The organism is Psychroserpens citreus (genome assembly GCF_055686305.1).
In genome coordinates, this window is the sequence record NZ_CM145999.1 from 700,001 (window position 1) to 723,220 (window position 23,220).

Sequence of the window (23,220 nt, forward strand, 5' to 3'; positions counted from 1 at the left end):
ACTACATATTCTAACTACTTCATAATGACTCAAGATAACCAGTATCAAAGGCAATTCTACAGTTGAGCTGCAGACTTTCACCTCTGACTTAATTATCCACCTACGGACCCTTTAAACCCAATGATTCCGGATAACGCTTGGATCCTCCGTATTACCGCGGCTGCTGGCACGGAGTTAGCCGATCCTTATTCTTACAGTACCGTCAGAACTCTACACGTAGAGTGGTTTCTTCCTGTATAAAAGCAGTTTACAACCCATAGGGCAGTCTTCCTGCACGCGGCATGGCTGGATCAGAGTTGCCTCCATTGTCCAATATTCCTCACTGCTGCCTCCCGTAGGAGTCTGGTCCGTGTCTCAGTACCAGTGTGGGGGATCCCCCTCTCAGGGCCCCTATCTATCGTTGCCATGGTATGCCGTTACCACACCATCTAGCTAATAGAACGCATACTCATCTTTTACCGCCGAAACTTTAATATAATAATGATGCCATTAATATATACTATGGAGTATTAATCTTCATTTCTAAAGGCTATCCTCCTGTAAAAGGTAGATTGTATACGCGTTACGCACCCGTGCGCCACTCGTCATCAAAAGAGCAAGCTCTCTTATGTTACCGTTCGACTTGCATGTGTTAGGCCTGCCGCTAGCGTTCATCCTGAGCCAGGATCAAACTCTTCATCGTTAAATTTTTAAGTGTTTCCACTATATTATTAACAACTAATCGAAATTGTTTAATTTCAGTACTCAAAATGGTCTATTCTTTGTCTGTGAAATATCGTTTCCAATATCTCACTTACGCTGTCAATTCAATATGTTAATGAACTTGTTTCTTTTCTTCTCTTAAAACTTTTATGCCTTAAGCGGGTGCAAATATAAAACCCTTTTTTTATTCCCACAATACTATTCGATCTTTTTTTTGAATTATTTTTATAACCCCTTTTTTTATACCAAATATTGTCTCAGAACTTAACCAACTTATCTCGTTAGCGGGTGCAAATATACAACCACTATTTTCTTCAATCCAAAACTTTTGCAATCTTTTTTTAATTTATTTTTTGAAAGCTCAATAACACCCTGAAACAAAGATGGTTGATTAATTACTTAAAGAAAGAAATTCCAAACTAAACCAAATCGAACAGTAAAGTCCCTATAAGGATTGTTAGGTGCAGAGAAGTAATTATATCCTGTAAATGAAGAATTAAAGTGCTCAGCTTTCAAAAATATTCTAGTTTGTCTAATCTTAGCATTAATAAAAAAGTCTAATCTAGGAAAGCCTTCAATTTCAGTTTGTCTTTGAGAATAAAATTCTGCCAATAACGGATCGTATCCATCCATATAGTAATCTGTAAAATAATTAAACGTTATTCCTGTTTGCAAAAACAAAGCATTGTTTCTGAAAAAATGATTAGAATAATAAAGTGTATTACGAACAATTAAATTTGGCAAATTTAACGATTGACTTTTATCGTTTACATTTTGATATAGCAACACATTATTTAACGCAAATTTACCCAGCTTAATTTCTTTATCTAATCTTACTTTAAGCAGATTAATAGTATTTTCAACCTGATTAGGTTTAATTATAGGCGATTCATCTGTAAGAAATTGAGATGTAAATAATGTAAAGTTATCAATAGAAGTGTATTGGAATGAAACATCCAACAATTTTTTAGACTTAAGTTTAAGCTGAAAATCTAATTTATTTTGATTTTCAAAATTATCAACGTTATCCCAATTATAATTTAAATAATTGCTTTGATTTAATAACAGATTATAGTTAGGAGCATTAGAGCTAATATTGACATTTGCTCCAAAGGAAATATCATGATTAAACTGATAATTAGTATTTCCAGAAAAAAAACTTCCATCAAAGTCTCCCGATATATTAATCCCAAATTCTGAACTAAACATTAATTTACCAATTTGATTTAAATAACTTCCTTCTAAAGCAAATATTTGGTCTTTGATTCTGTTACGAATTAATTCATTGTTTAAAATGGTTATTTTATCGTAACCATAATTAACATCATTAAATACAAGTCCAAAATTCAACTTACCAATTGAAGGATTATTATAGTCTATCAATAACTTAGTTTGAAAATTTTCAAGAGTAGATCGATCCCTTAAATTATTATCTCTGAATGATTCACCAAAAAAAGTATTACTTGACGTTTGATCAAACTGAAAATACTTGTCTTCAAAATTAATAACATTTCGAATTGACAAGACATTATTACTTAAAGAATCAGAATTTAATAATTTATAATGATGGTCCAAATAAAATCTTTTACCTACTAATATATTCTCTGCATTTTCAAAATTAGGGTCAAAGACAGCTCTATCAATAAAATCCTCATCTCCAGATGTAAAGTTTATAATATCATTATCCTTTAAGCCTCCATTCTCTTCATTCAACAAATCTTGAGTTACTATATGTGCTTTAGCAGTATACTTTTTGTTTTTGGTCTTATAGTTAGTAGTAAATCTCAAATTTCCAGAACTTGTAATAGCGTGTTGATAATTACCCAGTGATCTAAGACCTTTATAAGCAATTGAAAAATTAAACTGCTTAGAGGTGTTAACTGTAAAAAAAGCATCGAGAAGTTGACCTTGTTGAAATGCTGTTTTATAAAAAAGTTCTGTGAAAGGTGTAGGAACTTCAAAGTAATTTATATCCTCAACCTCCATATAATTAAAATGCCTGGCTCTAGCACCAAAATCTGGTAAATTTTTATTTCTTACAAAATCTCTTGTTAGTTGATTATATGTTTGTCCAAGATTAGCAAAAGGTAACAACCCGAAATTATCTTTTCTAAGATAATTGAACTTATACTCCTTCTGTATTGTAAGAGAAGTATCAACATAGGTCGTATCATTCTCATACGATATTATCTTATATAAATCAATTGTTGCATCCTTACTTTTAGAAGTTTTGCCATTTTTTTGAAACGTATTATTCTTTTGTGGAGAAATAGTATCAGAACTATTCTTGATAAGAGATTTTTGAATATTTTTCGTTTGAGTAAACCCCAAACAAATATTACAGACAAGAATTATAAAAAAAATGATTTTTTTCATGAATAAAATAAAGTTCAAATATAGAACTAAATTTTTGAGAGAAAAGTACCTAGTAACAAAAAAAGCATCGTAGAAAACTCTACGATGCTTTTATATAATTAAATTAACTTTATATGTTAAACCTTAGTTAACATAATAGTTAATGGAACATCTGCTTGACCACAGTTTCCAGCTCCACCTATAAAGTCTAGTAAGTCAATCATGATTACATCATCACCACATGGTAATGCTGAAGCACCATTTCCACCTAAAATAATTTCGGCTCCACAACCTACTCCAGTTGAAATACCATCTGATACCGTAGCACCATCTGCGCTGAATGTAAATTCGATATCAACTACAGGTAAACCTGCACCAATAGCTGGTAAGTAATCTGCTTGGAATGTTCTTGTGAAATCTCCATTATCAGTTAGCGTAACCACAGTTCCATCAGCAAACTGATCACCAAATGGTCCTGGTCCAGTTGGTACAGTAAGTACATAGTCTCCAAGACCAAATCCTGTAGATGCTTCTAATGCTGGACAAATCGTCATTCTTTGAGTAATAGGTTTTTCATCATTAAAACCTACTCCTACAGATGGATCACTTGTTGATGTCAATACAATATCAAACACCATTGGCTCTGTAAGTACTGGTAATTCAGTGAAATCGAATTCGATTTCAGCTAAATAATCGTAATCACTCCCAGTGTTATTATCTGGTCCTGCATAACTTGATAATCCAGCTGGACTTACAAGAGACCCTGAATTTGAAAATGCTGCATTTGGATCTAATCCAGACACACTTACTAGGTTATAACCAATTGTTAGGTCGCTTGCAACTACAGGCACTTGAATATCAACACCAACTCTAGCTCCAAGATCAAAAGATAAATTGTAGTTAAAAGATGCTGGATTAGCTCCAGGGAATTGAATCCATCCAACGTTCTCTGTTGGGCTAAATCCTAGATCATCGTTATCGTCACATGCTGTAAAGCACATCACTAAACAAATCACACTAAATAGTTTTATAATGTTTTTCATATTCTCTGTGTTTTATTGTTGAGTGAATTTATAAGTTGTTTGAACTGGTGGATTACAGTTACTCTGAGTATCATCTGTAAAGGTTAAGAAGAACTCTGTAGGATCATCTAAATCATACGATTCTGCAACTGTTGGTTGTGAAAACCAATCTGTACCATCTCCACATGCACAATTACTTCTCTGTGTTGGTACATTAATCTCATTACACACTAAATTAAATGTAAATGGATTGTTTGTTGTACAGTAATCTGGATAGTTAAACGTATCAAACATTCTTGATGATCCATCAGCTGTAATATTAGTTATAGTACCTGTAGATAATGTTGGTCCATCAACTAAAGCTGATGTTTGTTCCATTAAATAAGCTCCTGTTAAGAAGTCACTTGGTACTGGACATACCTGAAACATACTAATCACAAATGGTGAACTATTTATTGTTCCTCCACCATCGATATCTGTAATCATTAATGTAATTGTTTCTGATGCTGTCCCCAAATTCTCATCATCAATACCAGTCACGGTCATTGTTCCTACGAATGAATTTGCAGGAATTACAACTGACGCAGGTAACATATAGTTAGCTGGCAATGCTGTTGTAGCATCGTCTTCTGTTACTACAGTAAACGATACATTTCTATCACTTGAAGATGATGTAGACACTTCAACAGGAATATCTACACTACCAGTTTCATCAATCAAAACAGGAAGGTTTGTTCCAGCTCCTGCAAAGGACACTAAAGTTTGTCCATTTACTGAATCAAAAGTCGTATTGATATTATCATTCTGATCACAACCAAAAAAGGCTGCTACTAGTAATGACAATACTGCTATTTTTATTTTTTTCATAATCATTTAATTTTTTTATTAATACCCAGGGTTTTGTTCTGCAGCACTATTTGCTGTAGTCTCTGCTAAAGGAATAGGTAATGTATATCTGTGATCATCATTTGGTAATGAACATCCAGCTAAGATTGAGCACTCTTTTGCATCTCTTTCCATCACTCTATTTCCTCTATTTCCTAAACGCTTTAAATCTACCCATCTATGACCTTCAAACAATAACTCTAAACGTCTCTCATCTAAGATCCCTCCAAAAGCTTCTGTTTGATTAGCATATGCTGGTAATGGCTGTGGAGATCCAAATCTTGCATCTCTAAGCTGCTTGATAAACTGTGCCGCTGCTCCTAATTGATTTGCATCTGCTGCTGCTTCTGCTCTAATAAGTAACATCTCAGCTGATCTGAATACTTTTAAGTCATTCATTAATGGCTGACTATCTGATCCAGGGTATTTTTGTACAATTAATACATCATCATTTAAGAAGTTAGGGTTACTTGCATAACCAGGATCAATTGAAGAGTCTGCTAAGTTCACTGCTCTTGGTAGACGAATATCTGCTGTTCCATTCATGATGTTGAATGTTGAACGAGAGATTTCCATAAATGGTCCTCCACCTGCTGTTGCATCAATAAATGCCCATAAGCTTCCTGCCCATCCTCCGCCGGCAGTTCCCTGTCCGTCGTATGAATCACCTCTAGCTCTTTCTAGTGAAAAGATCACTTCAGTAAAATCAGCATCTTCAAACATAGAGAAGTACTGTGCTTGGTTAGCAATTGGATAGCTTGCTAATAAACTTGCTGCAAATCCATCTGCTGCCGCATACTGACCTCTATACGCTGCCATTCTTGCTCTAAGAGCCGTAATGAAATCTTGTCCCATAAAAAACAGTCCTGATGTATCACCATCTGTTCCATTAATCAAGCTTGCTGCTGTATTTAAATCTGATGTAATCTGAGTGTAAAATTCTCCATTAGTAGATCTTGCTACACTTGCAAAAATATCTGATGTTGGCTCTGTAAGTAATAATCCTGCTAAAGCCGCATCATTAGTATAATCTGTTGAAAAGAACGTCAGAATTGTAAAATGTGAAAAGGCTCTAATCGCATAGGCTTGTCCTAATACATGATCGTATAAATCTGGATCTTCTGCTCTATCAATAGTCTCTGCTGCTGCAATGATTCTATTAGCCATACCTATAGCACCATAGTTTCCACTCCAGATATTAAAAGCATACCCACTATTTGAGTTGATATTATAGTTCTGTGTGTTGGAGTTTTGTCCTCCATTATCACGTCCTCTAAACGACTCATCTGTAAATGCTGCCGTATAGCCTATTTCGCTGGTTGTATCTAGGAAATTGTATGCTCCTAGCAAACCACTTTTTAAGTCATTAACACTCTGAAAAGCGTTATCTGCACCTAATCGCCCTGGTTGATCAATATCAATCGCATCATTACACGACACCACTGCAAAGACCAAACAAACACATAATAATTTATATATATTTCTCATATTAATTTATTTTTTTATTAAAATCCAAATTCAATTCCTACTGAATAGGTCTTTGGTGTTGGATATCCATTTTGAGATGCTGCTAATGCTTCTGCATCAAAACCTCTCCACTTACTCCATGTTACTAAGTTCTCTCCACTTACAAATGCTCTAAGAGATGTAAATCCAATCTTATCTAACACTTTCTTTGGTACATTGTATCCAAACTGGATAAAACGTAATCTTAAGTAATCTGACTCTCTAATGTTTCTATCTGATAAGAATTCATCTGCAGTGTTAGTTGCATTTAATGATGGAATATCTGTGATATCACCTGGTTGAGACCATGCTCTTAAGATATCTCTTGAATGTCTAAACTGACCAATTGCTGATGGATCTAAGAAGCCTTGTAAATCGAAATCTGAACGGTGTACACCTATAGTATAGTTAAACTGAGTTGTCATGAAGAAATTCTTATAATCCGCATCAAATCCGAAACTACCTTGGTAATCAGGGAAGATGTTCTTTCCTGTAGCTCTTTGATCGTTTGTTGTAATATCTTCGGTTAAGTTACCATTGATATCTAAAAATAATAAGTTACCATTTGCTGGATTAACACCCATATATGGTGCTGCATAAATCTCTCCAATAACGCCACCTACTCGTCTAGTTAAAGCCACATCTCCAGAATCTCCTAAACTAATGATCTCTTGCTTGTTATAGTTTCCTACCAAGTTAAGTGTCATATTAAAGCCATCTTCCTCTTTTGCTTTAAAAAGATCGTAGTGTAATTCTACATCAAATCCACTGTTTTGTAATTCACCTACATTTGCACGAATTCCTGTAACACCACCATTGATAGACGGAGCAATTGGAGTATTCACAAATAAATCTTCAGTGTTTCTTTGATACACATCAAAACTACCTCTTAATCTATTATTGATAAGTGCAAAGTCTAAACCAATATTAGCTTGTACAATAGTTTCCCATTTTAGATCATTGTTTCCAATCTGTCCTGCCGATAAACCATTTACTCCACCATATTGTCCTCCTGTGTTAAAGAAGTTCTCTGTTAAATCTGGTGCAGCAAAATAAGCAAACTGTCCTGCTACAGCAATAATTCTTTGGTTACCTGTAGTACCATAAGATGCTCTAAGCTTTAATTGATCAAAGATAGAATCTTCCATAAACGCCTCGTTTGAAATATTCCAACGTCCTGCAACAGACCAGAAGGTACCCCAACGATTCGATGCTGCGAAACGGTATGATGCATCACGACGTACTGTCGCTGAGAATCCATATCTTGTATCATAATCATAATCTACAAATCCAAAGTATGAGAATAAACCTGCATCTCTTACTGTAGCTCGACCTGTATCTACATAATTATCATCATTAGCATTATCATTTACGAATGACGCTCCATCTCCAGGAGAGAAGGTTGCTGGATCAAAACCTAATTGTCTAAATCCAAAACTACGTCTGTGCGCCTTAAAGTATTCTGTAAATAAAGACACCTCTAAAGAGTGCTTATCTGCAAATACTTTTGACCACGTAAGTGAGTTGTTAAAGTTTAATGCAACTGAACGTCTTGAATCCTGATCTGAGAATCCTGGTGTGTTATCTCCTGTGGCAGCAAATAATTGTGCGTTAAAAGATATTGGAGATTCTACACGTAATAACTGCTCATCAGTAAAATCACCACCAAAAGAAGTTCTAAAGGTTAAATTATCTGTTATTTTATAACTCGCATTTACATTTGCGATGATCTTGATCTCATCCTCACGTCTTGTATAGGTATCTAAACGATCTAATAAGAATAATGGCGTATTCACAAATAACACTGGAATATTTCCTCCTCCACCTGGCACATAAGATGCTGGTGAGATATATGGTACCGATTGATTGGCTCCTAAAACATAGTTTCTATTAATCGCTCCTGAACCAATACTATTTGGTTCATTTGATTCTGAATAGTTTAATGTAAATGATGTTCCATAGTTGAACTTATCATTACTTGACTTACCAGAAATATTACTTCTGAAGTTAAAACGTTTAAGTGTACTTGCACGTTTTAAGATTCCTTCCTGGTCTGTATATCCAAATGATGTAAACGAGTTAATGTTCTCACCACCTGACGCCAAGTTAAGTGTATGACTCTGAGTAAGTCCTGTTCCAAAGAACACATCTAACCAGTCTGTATTGGTTTGCTGAGCTCTGATTGCTAATTCTGCATCAGATAAAGTCGCTCCAAATCCTGAACCAAAATCCTTCTCTAACTGTAACTGCTCTCTCGAGTTCATTAAGTTATAATCGTGATTCTGTAAAGTTGAAAAGGCTGTCGTTCCAATGTAGTTTATCTTTAATCCTGAGTTATAAGACCCTCTTCGTGTCTTAATAAGTACAACACCATTAGCTCCTCTGTTACCATAGATAGCAGTTGCTCCTGCATCCTTAAGTACAGATAATGACTCAATGTCATTTGGGTTTAAAGATCTAAAGTTATCCTCATCTACTGGAACACCATCTATAATAAATAATGGCTCTGTGTTACCTGATAAGGATGATACACCACGTAAGTTAATGGTACTATCACCTCCTGGCTGACCATTACCTGTTGTAATGTTAAGTCCAGCAACCTGACCCTGAAGAGTCTGAGCAAATGACGCGTTTGGTCTTGCCTCTACCGTCTTTGCGGTAATTGTTGTGGATGCAATATTTGATTTCTCTGCTGTTGAAGTTCTGTAGGCTTCGATAACCACTTCATCTAAAACACCAAGATCTTCAGCCATTGCAACATTGATAGTAGAATTAGACCCTACAAGTCTTTCAACTGTTTTGTTCCCTACGTAGCTAAATACTAAGGTTTCATTAGCACTTGCTTTGATAGAGTAATTACCATCAAAATCTGTTTGAACTCCACGCGTAGTTCCTTTTACTATAATACTTACACCTGGCAACGGTAATCCGTCTGCTTCAGATGTAACTGTTCCTGTGACTGTTTTCTCTTGCGCGAAAGAGAACTGCATCACAAACGCCATAAAAAGCGTCATTAACCATGTTAACTTTAATTTCATAAAACAATTATTTGAGTTAGTCTAGCGCAAACATCTTAATAATATATTAAATAAACAAGTATTTATAATAAAAAAATGTTAACAAGCAACCATAAGTCAATAATCGATTTTTAGCAAGCTAAGACCTATAATTACTAGTAATTAGATACATAATCCGTTCATTGGTTGCGTTAAAATTTTAACTTTGTTTAAACTTTAACATTTTGAGCTTAAAATCATCATTTTCAAATTTTAAATTAGAATGCGGTACAGACGAAGCTGGAAGAGGTTGTTTAGCTGGTCCTGTTACAGCAGCCGCGGTTATCCTTCCTGAAAATTTCAGTAATACCATATTAAATGACTCAAAACAACTTTCAAAACGCAATCGAGTATCATTAAAGCCACTTATTAAACAAGAGGCTTTAGCATATGCTTATACACACATATTTCCAAAAGATATTGATAAGATTAATATTTTGAACGCTTCAATTTTAGCAATGCATAATGCTATTGAAGACTTAAAACTTAAACCTGAATTCATTATCGTTGATGGAAATAAGTTTAAACCTTTAAATAACATTCCTTTTGAAACCATTGTAAAAGGTGACGGCAAATACCTGTCTATCGCAGCAGCTTCAGTATTAGCAAAAACTTATAGAGATGAATACATGGAACACATACACAAAGAGTTTCCCATGTATAACTGGAAACAAAACAAAGGCTACCCAACCAAAGAACATCGTGAAGCCATTAAAAAATATGGAGTCACCAAATACCATAGAAAATCTTTCAGATTGTTACCCGAACAACTCAAATTAGATTTATAACTTTTTATATTTGTAAAAATCTTTTTAATGAAAAACATCTGGTTCGTCGCTTTATGTCTATTATGCTTTTTCAATTGCGAAAGCTCAAAATCAAAGCCTTCAAATCCATTATCTCTAGTTCCAGAAGATACCGAAGTTATAATCAAAATAAATTCTCAAGAAAGTTTAGCAAACGGCTTAAAGAATAATGCTTTAATCAAAGCCTCTGAAGCGTATTCTGAAATTGAGAATTTTCAATCCTTGTTAATTCCTTTACACCATATTAATAAGAACAATAGTTTCATTACTTTATCACATAAGAATACTGATAGCCTAAACATAAGTTACATTATCCCATCTCCTAAACATAATATACATCTTGACTCAATTCCTAACCTAAAGACAGATTCAACATTCAATAATTCAAACGGAATAAGAAAGTTAAGCTTTAATAACAATATCTTTTACAGCAAATTAGTGGACAGCACTTTTTTTATTTCAAACTCGTTGGAATTAACAAAAACTGCTTCATCTAAAACTATAAACCCTGAGATTGAAGCTTTATTTAGCATTTCAGATCAATCAAAAATGACTTCCGTATTAATTAACCATAAAAAAGGAGCATTTACACCAATCATATTTAACGACTCCATTTTGAATAAAGTGCAATTTTCTAATTACACGCTCATTGATACTGAAGTTTCTCAAAATTCAATTTTACTTAACGGAATAACAAAAGCAAAAGACTCAACAAAAAGTCTAATCAATCTATTTAAAAATACTATTCCTCAGGAAAATAAAATAGCTTCAATTTTACCAAACACTACCGAACAGTTTAGCAGTTTTACATTTAATGATTATAGTATTTTCAGGAACAACCTAACACAACATAAACATCAAGATTCTACCTCACACCATTTGAGTTTTTTTCAAAGCATTATAGAAATTGGTCAAACTAAAATCAATAATAAACAGGCAATACTATTTCGATCCATTGACCCTACACTAGCGCAAGATGCTCTAAATGCAAATCAAGTAGAAGATAACTTTCGATCAATAAATTTGTATTCACTCGAAGACACTAATACTAATGAATTTCTCAGCGCTTTTACACCACTTATTAAATCTATTAATGCTAAATATTATAGTATCCTAGATGATTTTTTCGTTTTTACTGATGATTTAAATACACTAAAGCATATTATTTCTAATCATCAAAACAATACCGTTTTATCTGAAAGCGACAATTACGTAGACACACAACTTGATTTAAGTGATGAAGCTTCTATTCTTCTTTTCGGAAATTCAGCAGAATTGAATAACATCCTCAATTTAAATTTTTCAGATGATAAAACCCTAGATATCACTAATTTCAATCATTCAATTATTCAATTTGTTTATGATTCAGATTTCGCCCATGTTAATGCTGTTTTCAAAACGCATAAAGCAAAGCGTTCTGTTAATTCAGTAACCGAAGAGTTTAACATATCAATAGATGCAAACCTAATCTCTCCTCCGCAATTAGTTAAAAACCATACTAACAACCAAATGGATATTGTTGTGCAAGATGTAAATAACAACTTATATCTAATATCGAACAAAGGTAAAGTCTTTTGGAAAAAACAATTGGACGGTAAAATTCTTGGCAAAATTGAACAAATAGACACTTATAAAAATGGGCGATTACAATTAGTTTTTAACACTTCAAAAAAACTTTATGTTTTAGATAGAAATGGCAACAATGTAAATGCATTTCCATTAGGTTTTAACGATGAATTAACCCAGCCTGTTTCCGTTTTTGATTATGATAAAAACAAAAAATATCGTTTTATGATTGTTCAAGGAAAATCGGTCTTAATGTACGATAAAAATGGAAAAAAAGTTTCAGGTTTCACCTATACAAATGCTCCAAGTATAATATCAACTCAACCAAAACATTTTAGAATCAACAGAAAAGATTATTTGGTCTTCGCTTCAGGAAACACAATGCAAATACTTGATAGAACAGGAAAAACTAGAACAAAGGTTAAAGAAAAAATCAGTTTTTCAGACAATGACATTTACCTATACAAAAACAAATTTACGACTTCAAACACTAATGGAGAATTATTAGAAATAAATCCATCTGGAACGGTTAATCACAGCAACTTAAATACGAGTAGTGAACACAAAATAGCAACAACAAGTAAAACTCTTGTTGTTATGAATGAAAACATACTAAACATAAAATCCAAATCTGTAGAATTGGATTTTGGCGACTATACAGCGCCAAAAATATTTTACATTAACGATAAAATTTATGTTAGTGTAACCGACTTACAAGCAAAAAAAGCATATTTATTTGACAGCCAAGCAAAACTAATTGCCAATTTTCCTGTGTACGCAAACTCAGAATTAGAACTCGGTAATACTGATAAAGATAGTGCCCTAGAAATTGTTACCAAAGGAGATAATGACTCTATTATTGTTTATGAAATTCAATAATTAACAAGAAATTTTCCATAACCAACTATACATAAAAACATACAATTCACACATCATTTTTTGTCAATTAAATTTGATTATTTACCTTTAAACATGCTATTAATCAAATTGTTGCATTCCTCATGACTATAAAATTAAATAATACCAAACTATTGTTGTTATGTTTGGCTTTTATCTGTGCAACACCTTTTACTGAAGCTCAAACCAAAAAAATTAAAAGACCAAAAAGTAGAGTTGGTGTATCTAGTGTAGACACCTTTGTACAAGAGTCTTTTGATTTGTACGACAAAGTATACAAATATGATGGCTATGCAGAAGCTGGCACACCTCTAGATGATGAAGACATTGATGTATTAGAAGAAGCGCTAGTAGAAATGACAGCATTAAGTGAAAGTGCTCCAGACATTGTTTCAGATTTAGATAATGTAGGCATTCTTAAACAAGGAAAAGCAACGCTGCAAATCAATAAAGCAAAAAAAGCTCTCAAGTATAGTATTAAAACTGCTAAAGAATTATTATTAGGACAACGAGAATCTAAAGAACAGGACGATAGCGATTCATCAGAAGCTAACAAAACTAATAACAGTTCAGACAAACCTTCGGAAATCAGTAAAGATGAAACAAAAACCCCTAAAAACATATCGGATGACATAGAAATTTTGAGCAAATTTGACTTCGTTCCTGGTGATAAGATTATCTTCTTCGATGATTTTTCTCAAGATTTCATAGGTGATTTTCCTTCTAAATGGAATACGAATGGTTCTGGTGAAACTGTAAAAATTAAAAACGAAAATTGGTTAGAATTAAAATCAGGTTATGGCTTGTTTTTTATTCCAGATATTGAACAACTTCCAGAAGATTATACCATAGAATTTGACATTTTAACTAGTGGAATAACCGATAAAACCTCTTCAACAGCACGATTACACATTTATCTAAGTGATAATTTAAAATTTAACAAAGGTACAGAACATCATGTTATGTCATCTCTTCCATTTGGTCAATATGCAGCTTTCGATATTAGAAACCAAAATTTCTTCAATCGTAATGGAGGTGATGTTAACTCTACTGTTAAATCAGATATTAGAGACGACGTATTAAATCAACCACATATTGCGATTGCTGTAACAAAAAAGCGATTCAGATTATGGGTCAATCAAACTAAATATGTTGATATTCCAAGATTTATTGAAGTTCCAAATGTATTAAATCACATAAAATTTCACATCAATAATTTTAAAGACGGTGAAGAACGCATATTTATTAAAAATTTAAAAGTTGCTGAAGGCGGTGTTGACCTTAGACGGAAACTAATAAGTGAAGGGAAAATTTCGACTAATGGGATTCTATTTAATTCTGGTTCTTCTACTATTCAATCACAATCTTACGGAATCATCCGACAAATTTCACAAGTATTACAACAAGACAATAGTATTACACTAAAAATTGTTGGCCATACCGATGCCGATGGAAGTGATGATACAAATATGAAACTATCAAAAACTAGAGCTAAAGCTGTAAAACAAGCACTAATAGAAGTTTATAAAATTGATGCCAATAGGCTTCTTTCAGATGGTAAAGGCGAAAGTGAACCCATTGGAGACAATACCTCTCCAGAAGGAAAAGCTCAAAACCGTCGTGTTGAATTTATAAAACAATAATCGCATTTATAGTAACCAAATCGATGCCTCAATCTTTATGAAGGCGCCAAAGAGTTTTCTTTGGCGTTTTTTGTTTATTCAGACTAAAATTTAGTAGTATTGCGACTTTAATTTTACATTATGATAAAACGTAATAAGGCTTCTATTTCTAAATGCATTCTCCATAAGGTAGGCAACAAATTTAATAGCACAAAAAATGCATTTTCAGAGCAACCAATAGACTTTGAAGAAATAAGTTATGACTTAATCCTTCCATATTTACTGAGACCATTTACTAGCCTAGCAGAATCTTATCGTTTTAATCACCATGCTAATATAGATTTAAATGAAATTAATAGTTATGCATCACAATTATTACAAGATGACACAGATTTTGTAGACATCTCCAAGCACATTGTCATGCATTTATTTGAACAATCCAATTCTGCTCAAATAAAGACTGGAGATGTAATCGTTTGTATGTTTCACGATATTCAATATGAAGATTATCAAACAGATGCTGTAGGAATTTTTAAAATTGAAAATAAATCTCATTTCTTCCAAACCTATTTAGAACACGGAAGTTATGACATTATAACACAAAAAGGAATTGCGACAAAAAAGGTAGATAAAGGTGTCCTCATCTTAAATGCAGCAGACACTGAAGGCAAAATTGTATTAAGCATAGATAACAATAATTACGATGCACAATATTGGATTAAAAGTTTTTTAAACATTAAATACCCAGATGATTCTAATCAGCACACCAAGAATTATATTGAAATGTGTCGTGAATTCTCAAAAGAAGTTATGCAACCACAATTTGGTGGACAAGAGCAAAGTAATTTCCTTGCCAAAACTGTAGATTTCTTCAAAGAAAATGAGATAGTAAATATAGAATCATTTAAAGACGAAGTATTTGAAAAAGAAGATGCGCTTCAGCTATTTGAGGATTTCAAAAAAACTTATGAAAATGATCATCATATTTTAATTAGAAATCAGTTTGATGTTTCAGAAAAGGTCTTAAAAAAGCAGAAACAAAAGATAAAAACTGAAATTAAACTTGATACAAATATTCACATTAAACTAGATGTTGACGCACCAGATGCTTCTGCAGAGTATTTAGAGCGCGGTTATGATGAAGAAAAAAAAATGCATTATTACAAAGTCTTTTTTAACGAAGAAGGTTAAAATTTAAAAAGACTTAAGAGGTAATATTTATCAAACAAACTCCGCTTCAAAAAGCGTCTTAAAATGTTTTACCAGCTTAGATTTTACTTGAGATTCGTCAACCTTTTCAACTCCCAACTCAACATGCAAAGAGGTCACAGCTTTACCTTTTATTCCACAAGGGATAATATTATCAAAATAACCTAAGTTTGCATTTACATTTAATGCAAATCCGTGCATTGTTACCCAACGACTTGCACGAACTCCCATAGCACAAATCTTTCGTGCAAAAGGCGTCCCAACATCCAACCAAACCCCTGTTTCTCCAGGGCTACGTTCGGCCTGTAAACCATATTCAGCTAAAGTGAGAATAATAACTTCCTCTAAGAATCGTAAGTATTTATGAATATCGGTAAAAAAGTTATCTAAATCTAGAATTGGGTATCCTACAATTTGCCCAGGGCCATGGTAGGTAATATCTCCTCCTCTATTAATTTTGTAGAATGTCGCGCCCTTTTGCGCAAGCTGAGTTTCAGATAAAAGCAAGTTAGACATATCGCCACTTTTACCTAAAGTATAGACATGAGGATGCTCTACAAACAGAAAATAATTATCTGTTTCAAGACCAGCATCCTCACGTCTATTTTTGATTTTCACATCTAAAATTCCTTTAAACAAATCTTCTTGGTAATCCCAAGTTGCTTTAAAGTCTTTAGTGCCTAAATCTTCAAATTTTATATTTTTATTCAATACTATTTATCTTCTAAAACAACTTCAAAGTCTAGTAATTCAGGATCTTTAAGTACATCCATAAATCCAACTTCAAGTGTTACAGTTTTACGATCTTCGCTGTACATAGCACCTTCTTTAGAGATAGATTTAACTGGTCTAGGAAAGTGATAATTGATTTTATATTTAGATGATCCAAACATCATAGCAGCTTGACCTAAACTATCAATAGCTTGAGCATGCTTTTCTTTATCAGTGATTCGTGCAGATCGCTTAAATGTTGTACCATCGTAAGCATAACTCACATCGGTTGCTCCACCATCTCCCATAGAAGCAAATGGGCTAGATGCTGGATTTGCGGCAGCTCCACCTTGACCTTGTAGGTTACTAAAACTATTCATTGCTTTAAACATATCTTGAAGCTCATTAGCATTTTTAAACTCGGTAGACAAATCAAAAGTCATCTTCTTCGTTTCTGGATTCATGACCATATGCATTTTAAAATCTTCAAGTGCTTTTATTTTTTGCTGATCTTCAGCAGATAAGGTTGCAATACTATCTTTATATTCTTCAATAAATTCTTTAAAAACGATTGTTGAATCCATTGCTTTATCCATGCCTTTTGCTGCTTCTCCTTCTCCCATTTCTCCAACCATCTCCATCATTTCTGAGGCATCCATAGAAAATTCCATTGTACCGCTTCCGTCTTCATTGATGTAGATGTTTTCAGAAAACTGACAACTGGTTAACATTAAGGTTAGAGCGCATGCGATAAGTGTAAAAAATTGTTTCATATTGTTATGATTTTGATTTAAGTAAGACAAAGATACAATTTATCTTTCAGGATTGTTAAGAATTACTAGCGCAGCAATAACTCCTGGAACCCAACCACAAACCCACAATAAAAAAACAATAAAAATAGATCCACAACCTTTTCCAATAACAGATAAAGGCGGGAATATGATAGCAAGGACTGCTCTCCAAAAACTCATGATGATTGATTTGTTGCCAAAACAGGTTTGGCATGATTGATTGATGTCTATTATTAAGACGCATTATTTTTACTAACGTTACACTTCTCAAAAGACTTTAACACTTAAAAGCTATTGATTTTATGTTAAAATTTGGTTTTTGAACTAAAATGAGTGGATTACAAGAAAAAATGCTAGTTTAGTGCTGTGAGATATATTATATACTTTATTGTTTTTCTTTTTTTCGGAAAACTCGCCAGAGCACAACATCAATTTAAAGGACATATTGATAAAGATCGCTGGCAGAGTGACGTTTATTTGTCTGTTATTGAAGATTATCGAACTCTTGAAGGCATTAATGATGAGCAAATTATTTCGAAAGCTAAAACAAATTCGGAAGGCTTTTTTCTTTTTGAAGGTGACCAATTAGATGCTGAGCAAAAAATCTACAAACTTCATGTAGATAATTGTACTTCTTTTAATCAAGGCAGCAACCATTTTGAAGGACACTGTGACGATAGTAAGGATATTTTGTTCATAGCAAAAAGCACTGACACCGTTACATTTCCACTCTCTTTTGATGCTGAAATGTTTTGCGATATTATATCTAATAATCAAAAGACAGCAGCATTTATAAAGATAGACTCTTTAAAGGAAGACATGAGGTTTGCCTATTCTGAGTTTAGAAGTAAAGCTAACAGACAACTTAACAATAAAAAATGGTTTAAGACACTTCAAGATTTTGGGCAAGCTCTTGACGAGCCTCTAGCTGAACTTTACATCTATACATTTCTATCAGATCGAGGCAATCAGTTTCACAATTATTATCTCGAAGATTTAAAAAACAACCCTTATTATGACGAGTTATTAAATCGTCTTCAAAGCAAATACCCAAATTCGAGTTATGCAACTCAGTATGAAGCCGAACTCACTTCAGATAAATTTATTCTTTCACCAGAAACTTCAAAAAAAACACCTGAAACAGATTGGACCTACCTTCTCATAGGCTTACTCCTAATATCTGGTTTATTAAACTTATATTTTGTGTTTTCAGCCAAGAAAAAAAAGAAAAAGCAACATACTCATGCCAAAGAACAATTAACTAAACAAGAGCAAAATGTTTTAGAACTTTTACTAAACGATAATAGCAATAAAGACATTGCCGAAGCTCTTTTTGTAAGCGTAAGCACTGTAAAAACACATGTAAACAATGTTTATAAGAAATTAAAAGTTAACTCCAGAGAGGAATTAAAAACCTTGTTTAGCAAGTAGTTACAAAATTCAACCTAGGGACTAGTACTCTTTTCCAACCCTAAATAGACACTATTTTTTCATTCAAATCATGATGTTTGTGAATGTATTAATCAAAAATATCATTCATTATGACACTCATTACTTTCATTCAAAATCAATCAAAAAAGAACAGCTTAATTGCATTACTCTGTATAACTTTCTCACTTTTATACTCAAACTCAGGGTTTTCTCAAGATTACGCCGCTAACGACAAAGTTGGTGTATTCGTTTTTGAAGCTGAAACCATAGATTATGGTACTATTCAACAAAACGACAACGGCGTTAGAACATTTAAATTTAAAAATAGAGGTCTTGCTCCAATCGTAATTTCTAGAGTTAAAACAACATGTGGTTGTACTGTGCCAACATATCCCAAAAAAGCAATTCTACCTGGAGAATCTGGCACTATAGATATCAAATATGCAACCAATAGAGTTGGGAAATTTTCAAAATCCATTACTATTTTTTCAAATGCTGATGAAGGACAAAAACGCCTTCAAATTAAGGGAAATGTAATTAAGAAAGACACTAAAACCATAAAAAAATAGTATTATGAAAATTCACAAAATATGTGTTGTGGCTATATTATTTTCTATAGCCACATTTGCCCAAGACATCAATACAGAAATTGCTATTGATGGAGAAACTCCTTTTTTGCTCGGAACAATCAATAAAGATGGATTGACTACTAAAAACTATAATTCATGGTTTTCAAAAAACAAAGACGATTACACGTTAGACACGTCTACTGTTGCCGCAATTTCCGATAAACTAAAAGAATACCAAATCACATTATTTATGGGGACTTGGTGTGGAGATAGCAAAAAGGAAGTACCACGCTTATACAAAATATTGGAAGCCTGTAATTTTCCTGAAGATCAACTCAAGGTCATTGCTTTAAGCAGAAAACCAAATATGTATAAGCAAAGTCCTAACCATGAAGAAGCTGGCCTAAACATCCATCGTGTACCTACAATTATTTTTCATAAAAACCGAAAAGAAGTTAACCGAATAGTTGAACATCCTGTTGAAACTTTAGAAAAAGACATTCTAAATATCATCTCAAAAAATGATTATAAATCAAACTATCAGATTGTCTCAAAAGTCAATGCTATTTTAAAAGAAGATGGACTAAACGGGCTTAAAAAGCAAGGCAAAAAACTATTAAGAACATTTAATGGAAAAGTTAGTAGCATGTATGAACTCAATACTTATGGTCGCATACTCTATTCTACTAACAGACATGATGAAGCCATTGAGGTTTTCAAATTAAACACTAAACTTTTTCCAAATGAACCAAGAGCACGCATGAGTTTAGCTAATACTTTAGGCATTAATGGCTATTCAAAAAAAGCGATTAAAGTTATGGAAAATGCTATTAAACAATTTCCAGACAATACCGATTTGGTTGAAAACCTTAATGCAATAAAAACAAATATGCATGAAAAATAGTGTTAGAATAGTAGTACTTATTCTAGTTCTTATGTCTTGTGAAACATCAAGAGAAGTAAAAACAGATTATAAAGATCATATTGGCGACACAACTTTTAATGCTGACTTAGATGACCCACAATTTCAGTTTTGTGACTCAACAAAGGTATTACATAGAAGAGCTCTCATATCGTACACTGGAGGCAATAAAGCTCTTAACAAGGCCATTTTGGAGTCTTATAATTATCAATCCGACTACAGATTTTTTAGTGGATATTTCATCATTCGCTTTGCTGTAAATTGTAAGAATGAATCCGGACGATTCCGGATTCAAGTACTCGATACAGATTTTAACTCCACCAAATGTCCCGAAGATTTATTTCAGCATATACAATCTGTTTTCAAAGAATTAAAAGACTGGAATCATGCAATATATAACGGAAAGGATTATGATAGCTATACATTTCGCGTTATAAAAATAGAAAATGGTAAAATTATAAACACATGAAATCAAAACTTCTAGTTATAACGCTATTATTGTCTTTATCTAGCCTCGCTCAACCCAATTGCTATATTTATCCTAAAGGAAGTGGTGAACGAAAAGCTTGCGAATTAAGTTATAAAGCAATAACCTATCCTCAAGGCAGCAAAATGTCTCAAGAATTATTTGATGAAGCCATAGCGATAGGGCCAAAATTTGCATGGGCTTATTATGAAAAATCTGTTCCATATTTTAAACGGGGATTTTTACTTGAAGGTTTATCCATACTAAACAAAGCCATTGAACTTGACCCAAAGGAGTATTTATGTTATAGAGCATACTGGTTTTGGCAATACAAAAATTACAACCGTTGCATTTCTGATTTGGAAACCTATTACAATTTACCTAAAGCCTATCAGCAATTCACACCTGGAGGAGACAAAGACATGAAAATTATACTGGGCTTAGCTTATGCTAAAAATGGGAATTATAAAAAAGGGATAAGTATCATTTTAAATACTATTAATAACGCAAACTCTGCAGACGATATTGGTTTAACTGATTATCATTCACTAGGAATGCTCTATGTCTTGGACCAACAATATGATAAAGCCATAACGACATTAAACAAGCAACTATCTTTGAATAAGGACATTGCAGAAACCTATTATTTTCTAGGGCTCGCTTTGAAAGGGCAATCCAATCTTATTGAAGTCAAAAAACAATTCAATAAAGCACGTTCTAAATATGCAGAAATAAATCGCTTTAAAAACATAAATTCAGGGTTTGAAGTTTTTATTTCTGATGTCGAAAATGAAATAAAATCTCTAAACTCAATTTAAAATCACATCAATTAATTCTATTCTGAATATTTATCAAACTATTCTTCTTCAATTTACTACGATGTTTTTTGCAAATAATGTAATTTTGCACCTCAAAATATATGTAGCATGCAGCTTTCAGAACAAGAACTAGTAAGACGCGATAAACTCGCAAAATTAAGAGCCTTAGGTATTAACCCTTATCCTGCAGATTTATATCCTGTAAATTATACATCTAAACAGGTTAAAGACACTTTCGAAGAAGGCAAAAAGGTGATTATTGCTGGACGTTTAATGTCAATTAACATTCAAGGAAAAGCTTCTTTTGCGCAATTACAAGATAGTGAAGGGCGCATTCAAGTTTATTTTAACAGAGATGAGATTTGTACTGGTGTAGACAAATCGTTATATAATGATATTTTTAAAAAACTAATAGATTTAGGCGACTTTGTTGGTATTGAAGGTGATCTCTTTACAACAAAAGTAGGTGAAAAAACGGTTATGGTTAAGCAATTTAAATTGCTTAGTAAGGCTCTAAAGCCATTACCAATCCCTAAACAAAAAGATGGCGTCACTTATGATGCGTTTACAGATCCTGAGTTACGCTACAGACAACGCTATGCCGATTTAGTTGTTAATCCACACGTAAAAGAAGTCTTTATTAAACGAACAAAACTTTTTAATGCAATGCGTGAGTTTTTTAATAACTCCGGATACTTTGAAGTCGAAACACCTATTTTACAACCTATTCCTGGTGGTGCTGCAGCACGTCCTTTCGTAACACATCACAATAGCTTAGACATCCCATTGTATATGAGAATTGCTAATGAGCTATATTTAAAACGTCTTATTGTTGGAGGTTTTGATGGTGTGTATGAATTTTCTAAAAACTTCAGAAATGAAGGCATGGATAGAACTCACAACCCAGAGTTTACAGCCATGGAAATTTACGTTTCTTACAAAGACTACAATTGGATGATGGACTTTTGCGAACGTCTATTAGAACATTGTGCAATGGCTGTTAACGGAACAACTGAAGCTACTTTTGGTGAACATCAAATTAACTTCAAAGCACCTTATGCTAGAGTAACCATGGCCGATTCTATTAAACATTTTACAGGGTTTGATATTACAGGTAAAACAGAAGATGAAATTCGTCAAGCGGCAAAAGACTTAGGCATTGAAGTCGACGATACTATGGGTAAAGGGAAATTAATTGATGAGATTTTTGGCGAAAAATGTGAAGGCAATTATATTCAACCCACATTCATTACTGATTATCCTAAAGAAATGAGTCCGCTTTGTAAAGAGCATCGTGATAATCCTGATTTAACTGAGCGTTTTGAATTAATGGTTTGCGGAAAAGAAATTGCAAATGCCTATTCAGAACTAAATGACCCAATTGATCAACGAGAACGTTTTGAACATCAATTAAAATTAGCTGAGAAAGGTGATGATGAAGCAACTGAATTTATCGATCATGATTTCCTTAGAGCTTTAGAATATGGAATGCCTCCTACGTCTGGTATGGGAATTGGCATGGATCGTTTAATAATGTTCTTAACTAACAATCAATCGATTCAGGAAGTATTATTCTTCCCGCAAATGAAACCAGAACAAAAACAAGTTCCATTGACAGACGAGGAAAAAGCAGTTTTTTCGATTTTAAAATCGAATACGCCAATTGACTTGAACACCCTTAAAACTCAATCAGGATTGAGCAATAAAAAATGGGATAAAACCATAAAAGGACTTACAAGTAAGAAGATCGCATCTGTAACTAAAAATGATGATGGTCTCTTTGTAAATGTGCTATAGTCACCTATCGCTTTGACATACACTTAAAAGAATCACAATTGTGGTTCTTTTTTTGTTCTAATTATATATATTTAAAGCTTTAACACATC

The 23,220-nt window shown here is 33.2% G+C and carries 18 protein-coding genes and 1 rRNA gene (1 of these 19 running past the window's edge); 10 read left to right on the forward strand and 9 right to left on the reverse strand.

Annotated elements, in window-relative coordinates:
• The 6 genes from ACTU6T_RS03240 to ACTU6T_RS03265 all read right to left on the reverse strand — a co-directional run.
• Positions 1 to 682 (reverse strand): 16S ribosomal RNA (locus ACTU6T_RS03240) (it extends 844 nt beyond the left edge of the window).
• 419 nt (positions 683 to 1,101) lie between these two features.
• A complete protein-coding gene (locus ACTU6T_RS03245; protein WP_460219826.1) occupies positions 1,102 to 3,078 on the reverse strand; it encodes a putative porin in 1,977 nt (658 codons plus the stop codon).
• Between the two features lie 116 nt (positions 3,079 to 3,194).
• A complete protein-coding gene (locus ACTU6T_RS03250; protein ID WP_460219827.1) occupies positions 3,195 to 4,100 on the reverse strand; it encodes a hypothetical protein in 906 nt (301 codons plus the stop codon).
• 12 nt (positions 4,101 to 4,112) lie between these two features.
• On the reverse strand, positions 4,113 to 4,946 hold the full coding sequence (locus tag ACTU6T_RS03255; protein WP_460219828.1) for a hypothetical protein: 834 nt from the start codon (positions 4,944 to 4,946) through the stop codon (positions 4,113 to 4,115).
• 18 nt (positions 4,947 to 4,964) lie between these two features.
• Positions 4,965 to 6,452, reverse strand: a complete 1,488-nt coding sequence (locus tag ACTU6T_RS03260) for a RagB/SusD family nutrient uptake outer membrane protein (RefSeq protein WP_460219829.1) — start codon at positions 6,450 to 6,452, stop codon at positions 4,965 to 4,967.
• 17 nt (positions 6,453 to 6,469) lie between these two features.
• Positions 6,470 to 9,508, reverse strand: a complete 3,039-nt coding sequence (locus ACTU6T_RS03265; RefSeq protein ID WP_460219830.1) for a SusC/RagA family TonB-linked outer membrane protein — start codon at positions 9,506 to 9,508, stop codon at positions 6,470 to 6,472.
• 203 nt (positions 9,509 to 9,711) lie between these two features.
• Between ACTU6T_RS03265 and ACTU6T_RS03270 the strand changes: the two genes are divergently transcribed.
• From ACTU6T_RS03270 to ACTU6T_RS03285, 4 genes are all read left to right on the forward strand, one after another.
• On the forward strand, positions 9,712 to 10,314 hold the full coding sequence (locus tag ACTU6T_RS03270) for a ribonuclease HII (protein WP_460219831.1): 603 nt from the start codon (positions 9,712 to 9,714) through the stop codon (positions 10,312 to 10,314).
• A gap of 27 nt (positions 10,315 to 10,341) precedes the next feature.
• Positions 10,342 to 12,777: a ribonuclease HII gene (locus ACTU6T_RS03275; RefSeq protein WP_460219832.1), complete on the forward strand. Its 2,436-nt coding sequence runs from the start codon at positions 10,342 to 10,344 to the stop codon at positions 12,775 to 12,777.
• Positions 12,778 to 12,899: 122 nt separating this feature from the next.
• Positions 12,900 to 14,438: an OmpA family protein gene (locus ACTU6T_RS03280; protein WP_460219833.1), complete on the forward strand. Its 1,539-nt coding sequence runs from the start codon at positions 12,900 to 12,902 to the stop codon at positions 14,436 to 14,438.
• Between the two features lie 120 nt (positions 14,439 to 14,558).
• On the forward strand, positions 14,559 to 15,608 hold the full coding sequence (locus ACTU6T_RS03285) for a nucleoid-associated protein (protein WP_460219834.1): 1,050 nt from the start codon (positions 14,559 to 14,561) through the stop codon (positions 15,606 to 15,608).
• Between the two features lie 30 nt (positions 15,609 to 15,638).
• On the opposite strand, the gene lipB is transcribed toward ACTU6T_RS03285, so the two are convergent.
• The 3 genes from lipB to ACTU6T_RS03300 are packed head-to-tail and all read right to left on the reverse strand — an operon-like array spanning position 15,639 to position 17,308.
• Positions 15,639 to 16,337 carry a lipoyl(octanoyl) transferase LipB gene (gene lipB, locus ACTU6T_RS03290; RefSeq protein ID WP_460219835.1) on the reverse strand — a complete coding sequence of 233 codons (699 nt, stop codon included), beginning with the start codon at positions 16,335 to 16,337 and terminating at the stop codon, positions 15,639 to 15,641.
• Positions 16,338 to 16,339: 2 nt separating this feature from the next.
• On the reverse strand, positions 16,340 to 17,110 hold the full coding sequence (locus ACTU6T_RS03295) for a hypothetical protein (protein ID WP_460219836.1): 771 nt from the start codon (positions 17,108 to 17,110) through the stop codon (positions 16,340 to 16,342).
• Between the two features lie 39 nt (positions 17,111 to 17,149).
• On the reverse strand, positions 17,150 to 17,308 hold the full coding sequence (locus ACTU6T_RS03300) for a YqaE/Pmp3 family membrane protein (protein ID WP_460219837.1): 159 nt from the start codon (positions 17,306 to 17,308) through the stop codon (positions 17,150 to 17,152).
• A gap of 186 nt (positions 17,309 to 17,494) precedes the next feature.
• On the opposite strand from ACTU6T_RS03300, the gene ACTU6T_RS03305 reads away from it, so the two are divergent.
• From ACTU6T_RS03305 to lysS, 6 genes are all read left to right on the forward strand, one after another.
• Entirely contained in the window at positions 17,495 to 18,559 is a 1,065-nt protein-coding gene (locus ACTU6T_RS03305; protein WP_460219838.1) for a helix-turn-helix domain-containing protein, read from the forward strand.
• Positions 18,560 to 18,669: 110 nt separating this feature from the next.
• The gene (locus ACTU6T_RS03310; RefSeq protein ID WP_460219839.1) at positions 18,670 to 19,128 is read left to right on the forward strand and encodes a DUF1573 domain-containing protein; all 459 of its coding nucleotides are present in this window, start codon (positions 18,670 to 18,672) and stop codon (positions 19,126 to 19,128) included.
• Between the two features lie 4 nt (positions 19,129 to 19,132).
• Positions 19,133 to 20,032: a hypothetical protein gene (locus ACTU6T_RS03315; protein ID WP_460219840.1), complete on the forward strand. Its 900-nt coding sequence runs from the start codon at positions 19,133 to 19,135 to the stop codon at positions 20,030 to 20,032.
• A complete protein-coding gene (locus ACTU6T_RS03320; protein WP_460219841.1) occupies positions 20,022 to 20,519 on the forward strand; it encodes a hypothetical protein in 498 nt (165 codons plus the stop codon). The genes ACTU6T_RS03315 and ACTU6T_RS03320 overlap by 11 nt, the downstream gene beginning before the upstream one ends.
• Complete coding sequence (locus ACTU6T_RS03325; RefSeq protein WP_460219842.1) at positions 20,516 to 21,334, forward strand: tetratricopeptide repeat protein; 819 nt, start codon at positions 20,516 to 20,518, stop codon at positions 21,332 to 21,334. The genes ACTU6T_RS03320 and ACTU6T_RS03325 overlap by 4 nt, the downstream gene beginning before the upstream one ends.
• A 108-nt stretch (positions 21,335 to 21,442) precedes the next feature.
• The gene (gene lysS / locus ACTU6T_RS03330; RefSeq protein ID WP_460219843.1) at positions 21,443 to 23,131 is read left to right on the forward strand and encodes a lysine--tRNA ligase; all 1,689 of its coding nucleotides are present in this window, start codon (positions 21,443 to 21,445) and stop codon (positions 23,129 to 23,131) included.
• The last annotated feature ends 89 nt before the right edge of the window (positions 23,132 to 23,220 follow it).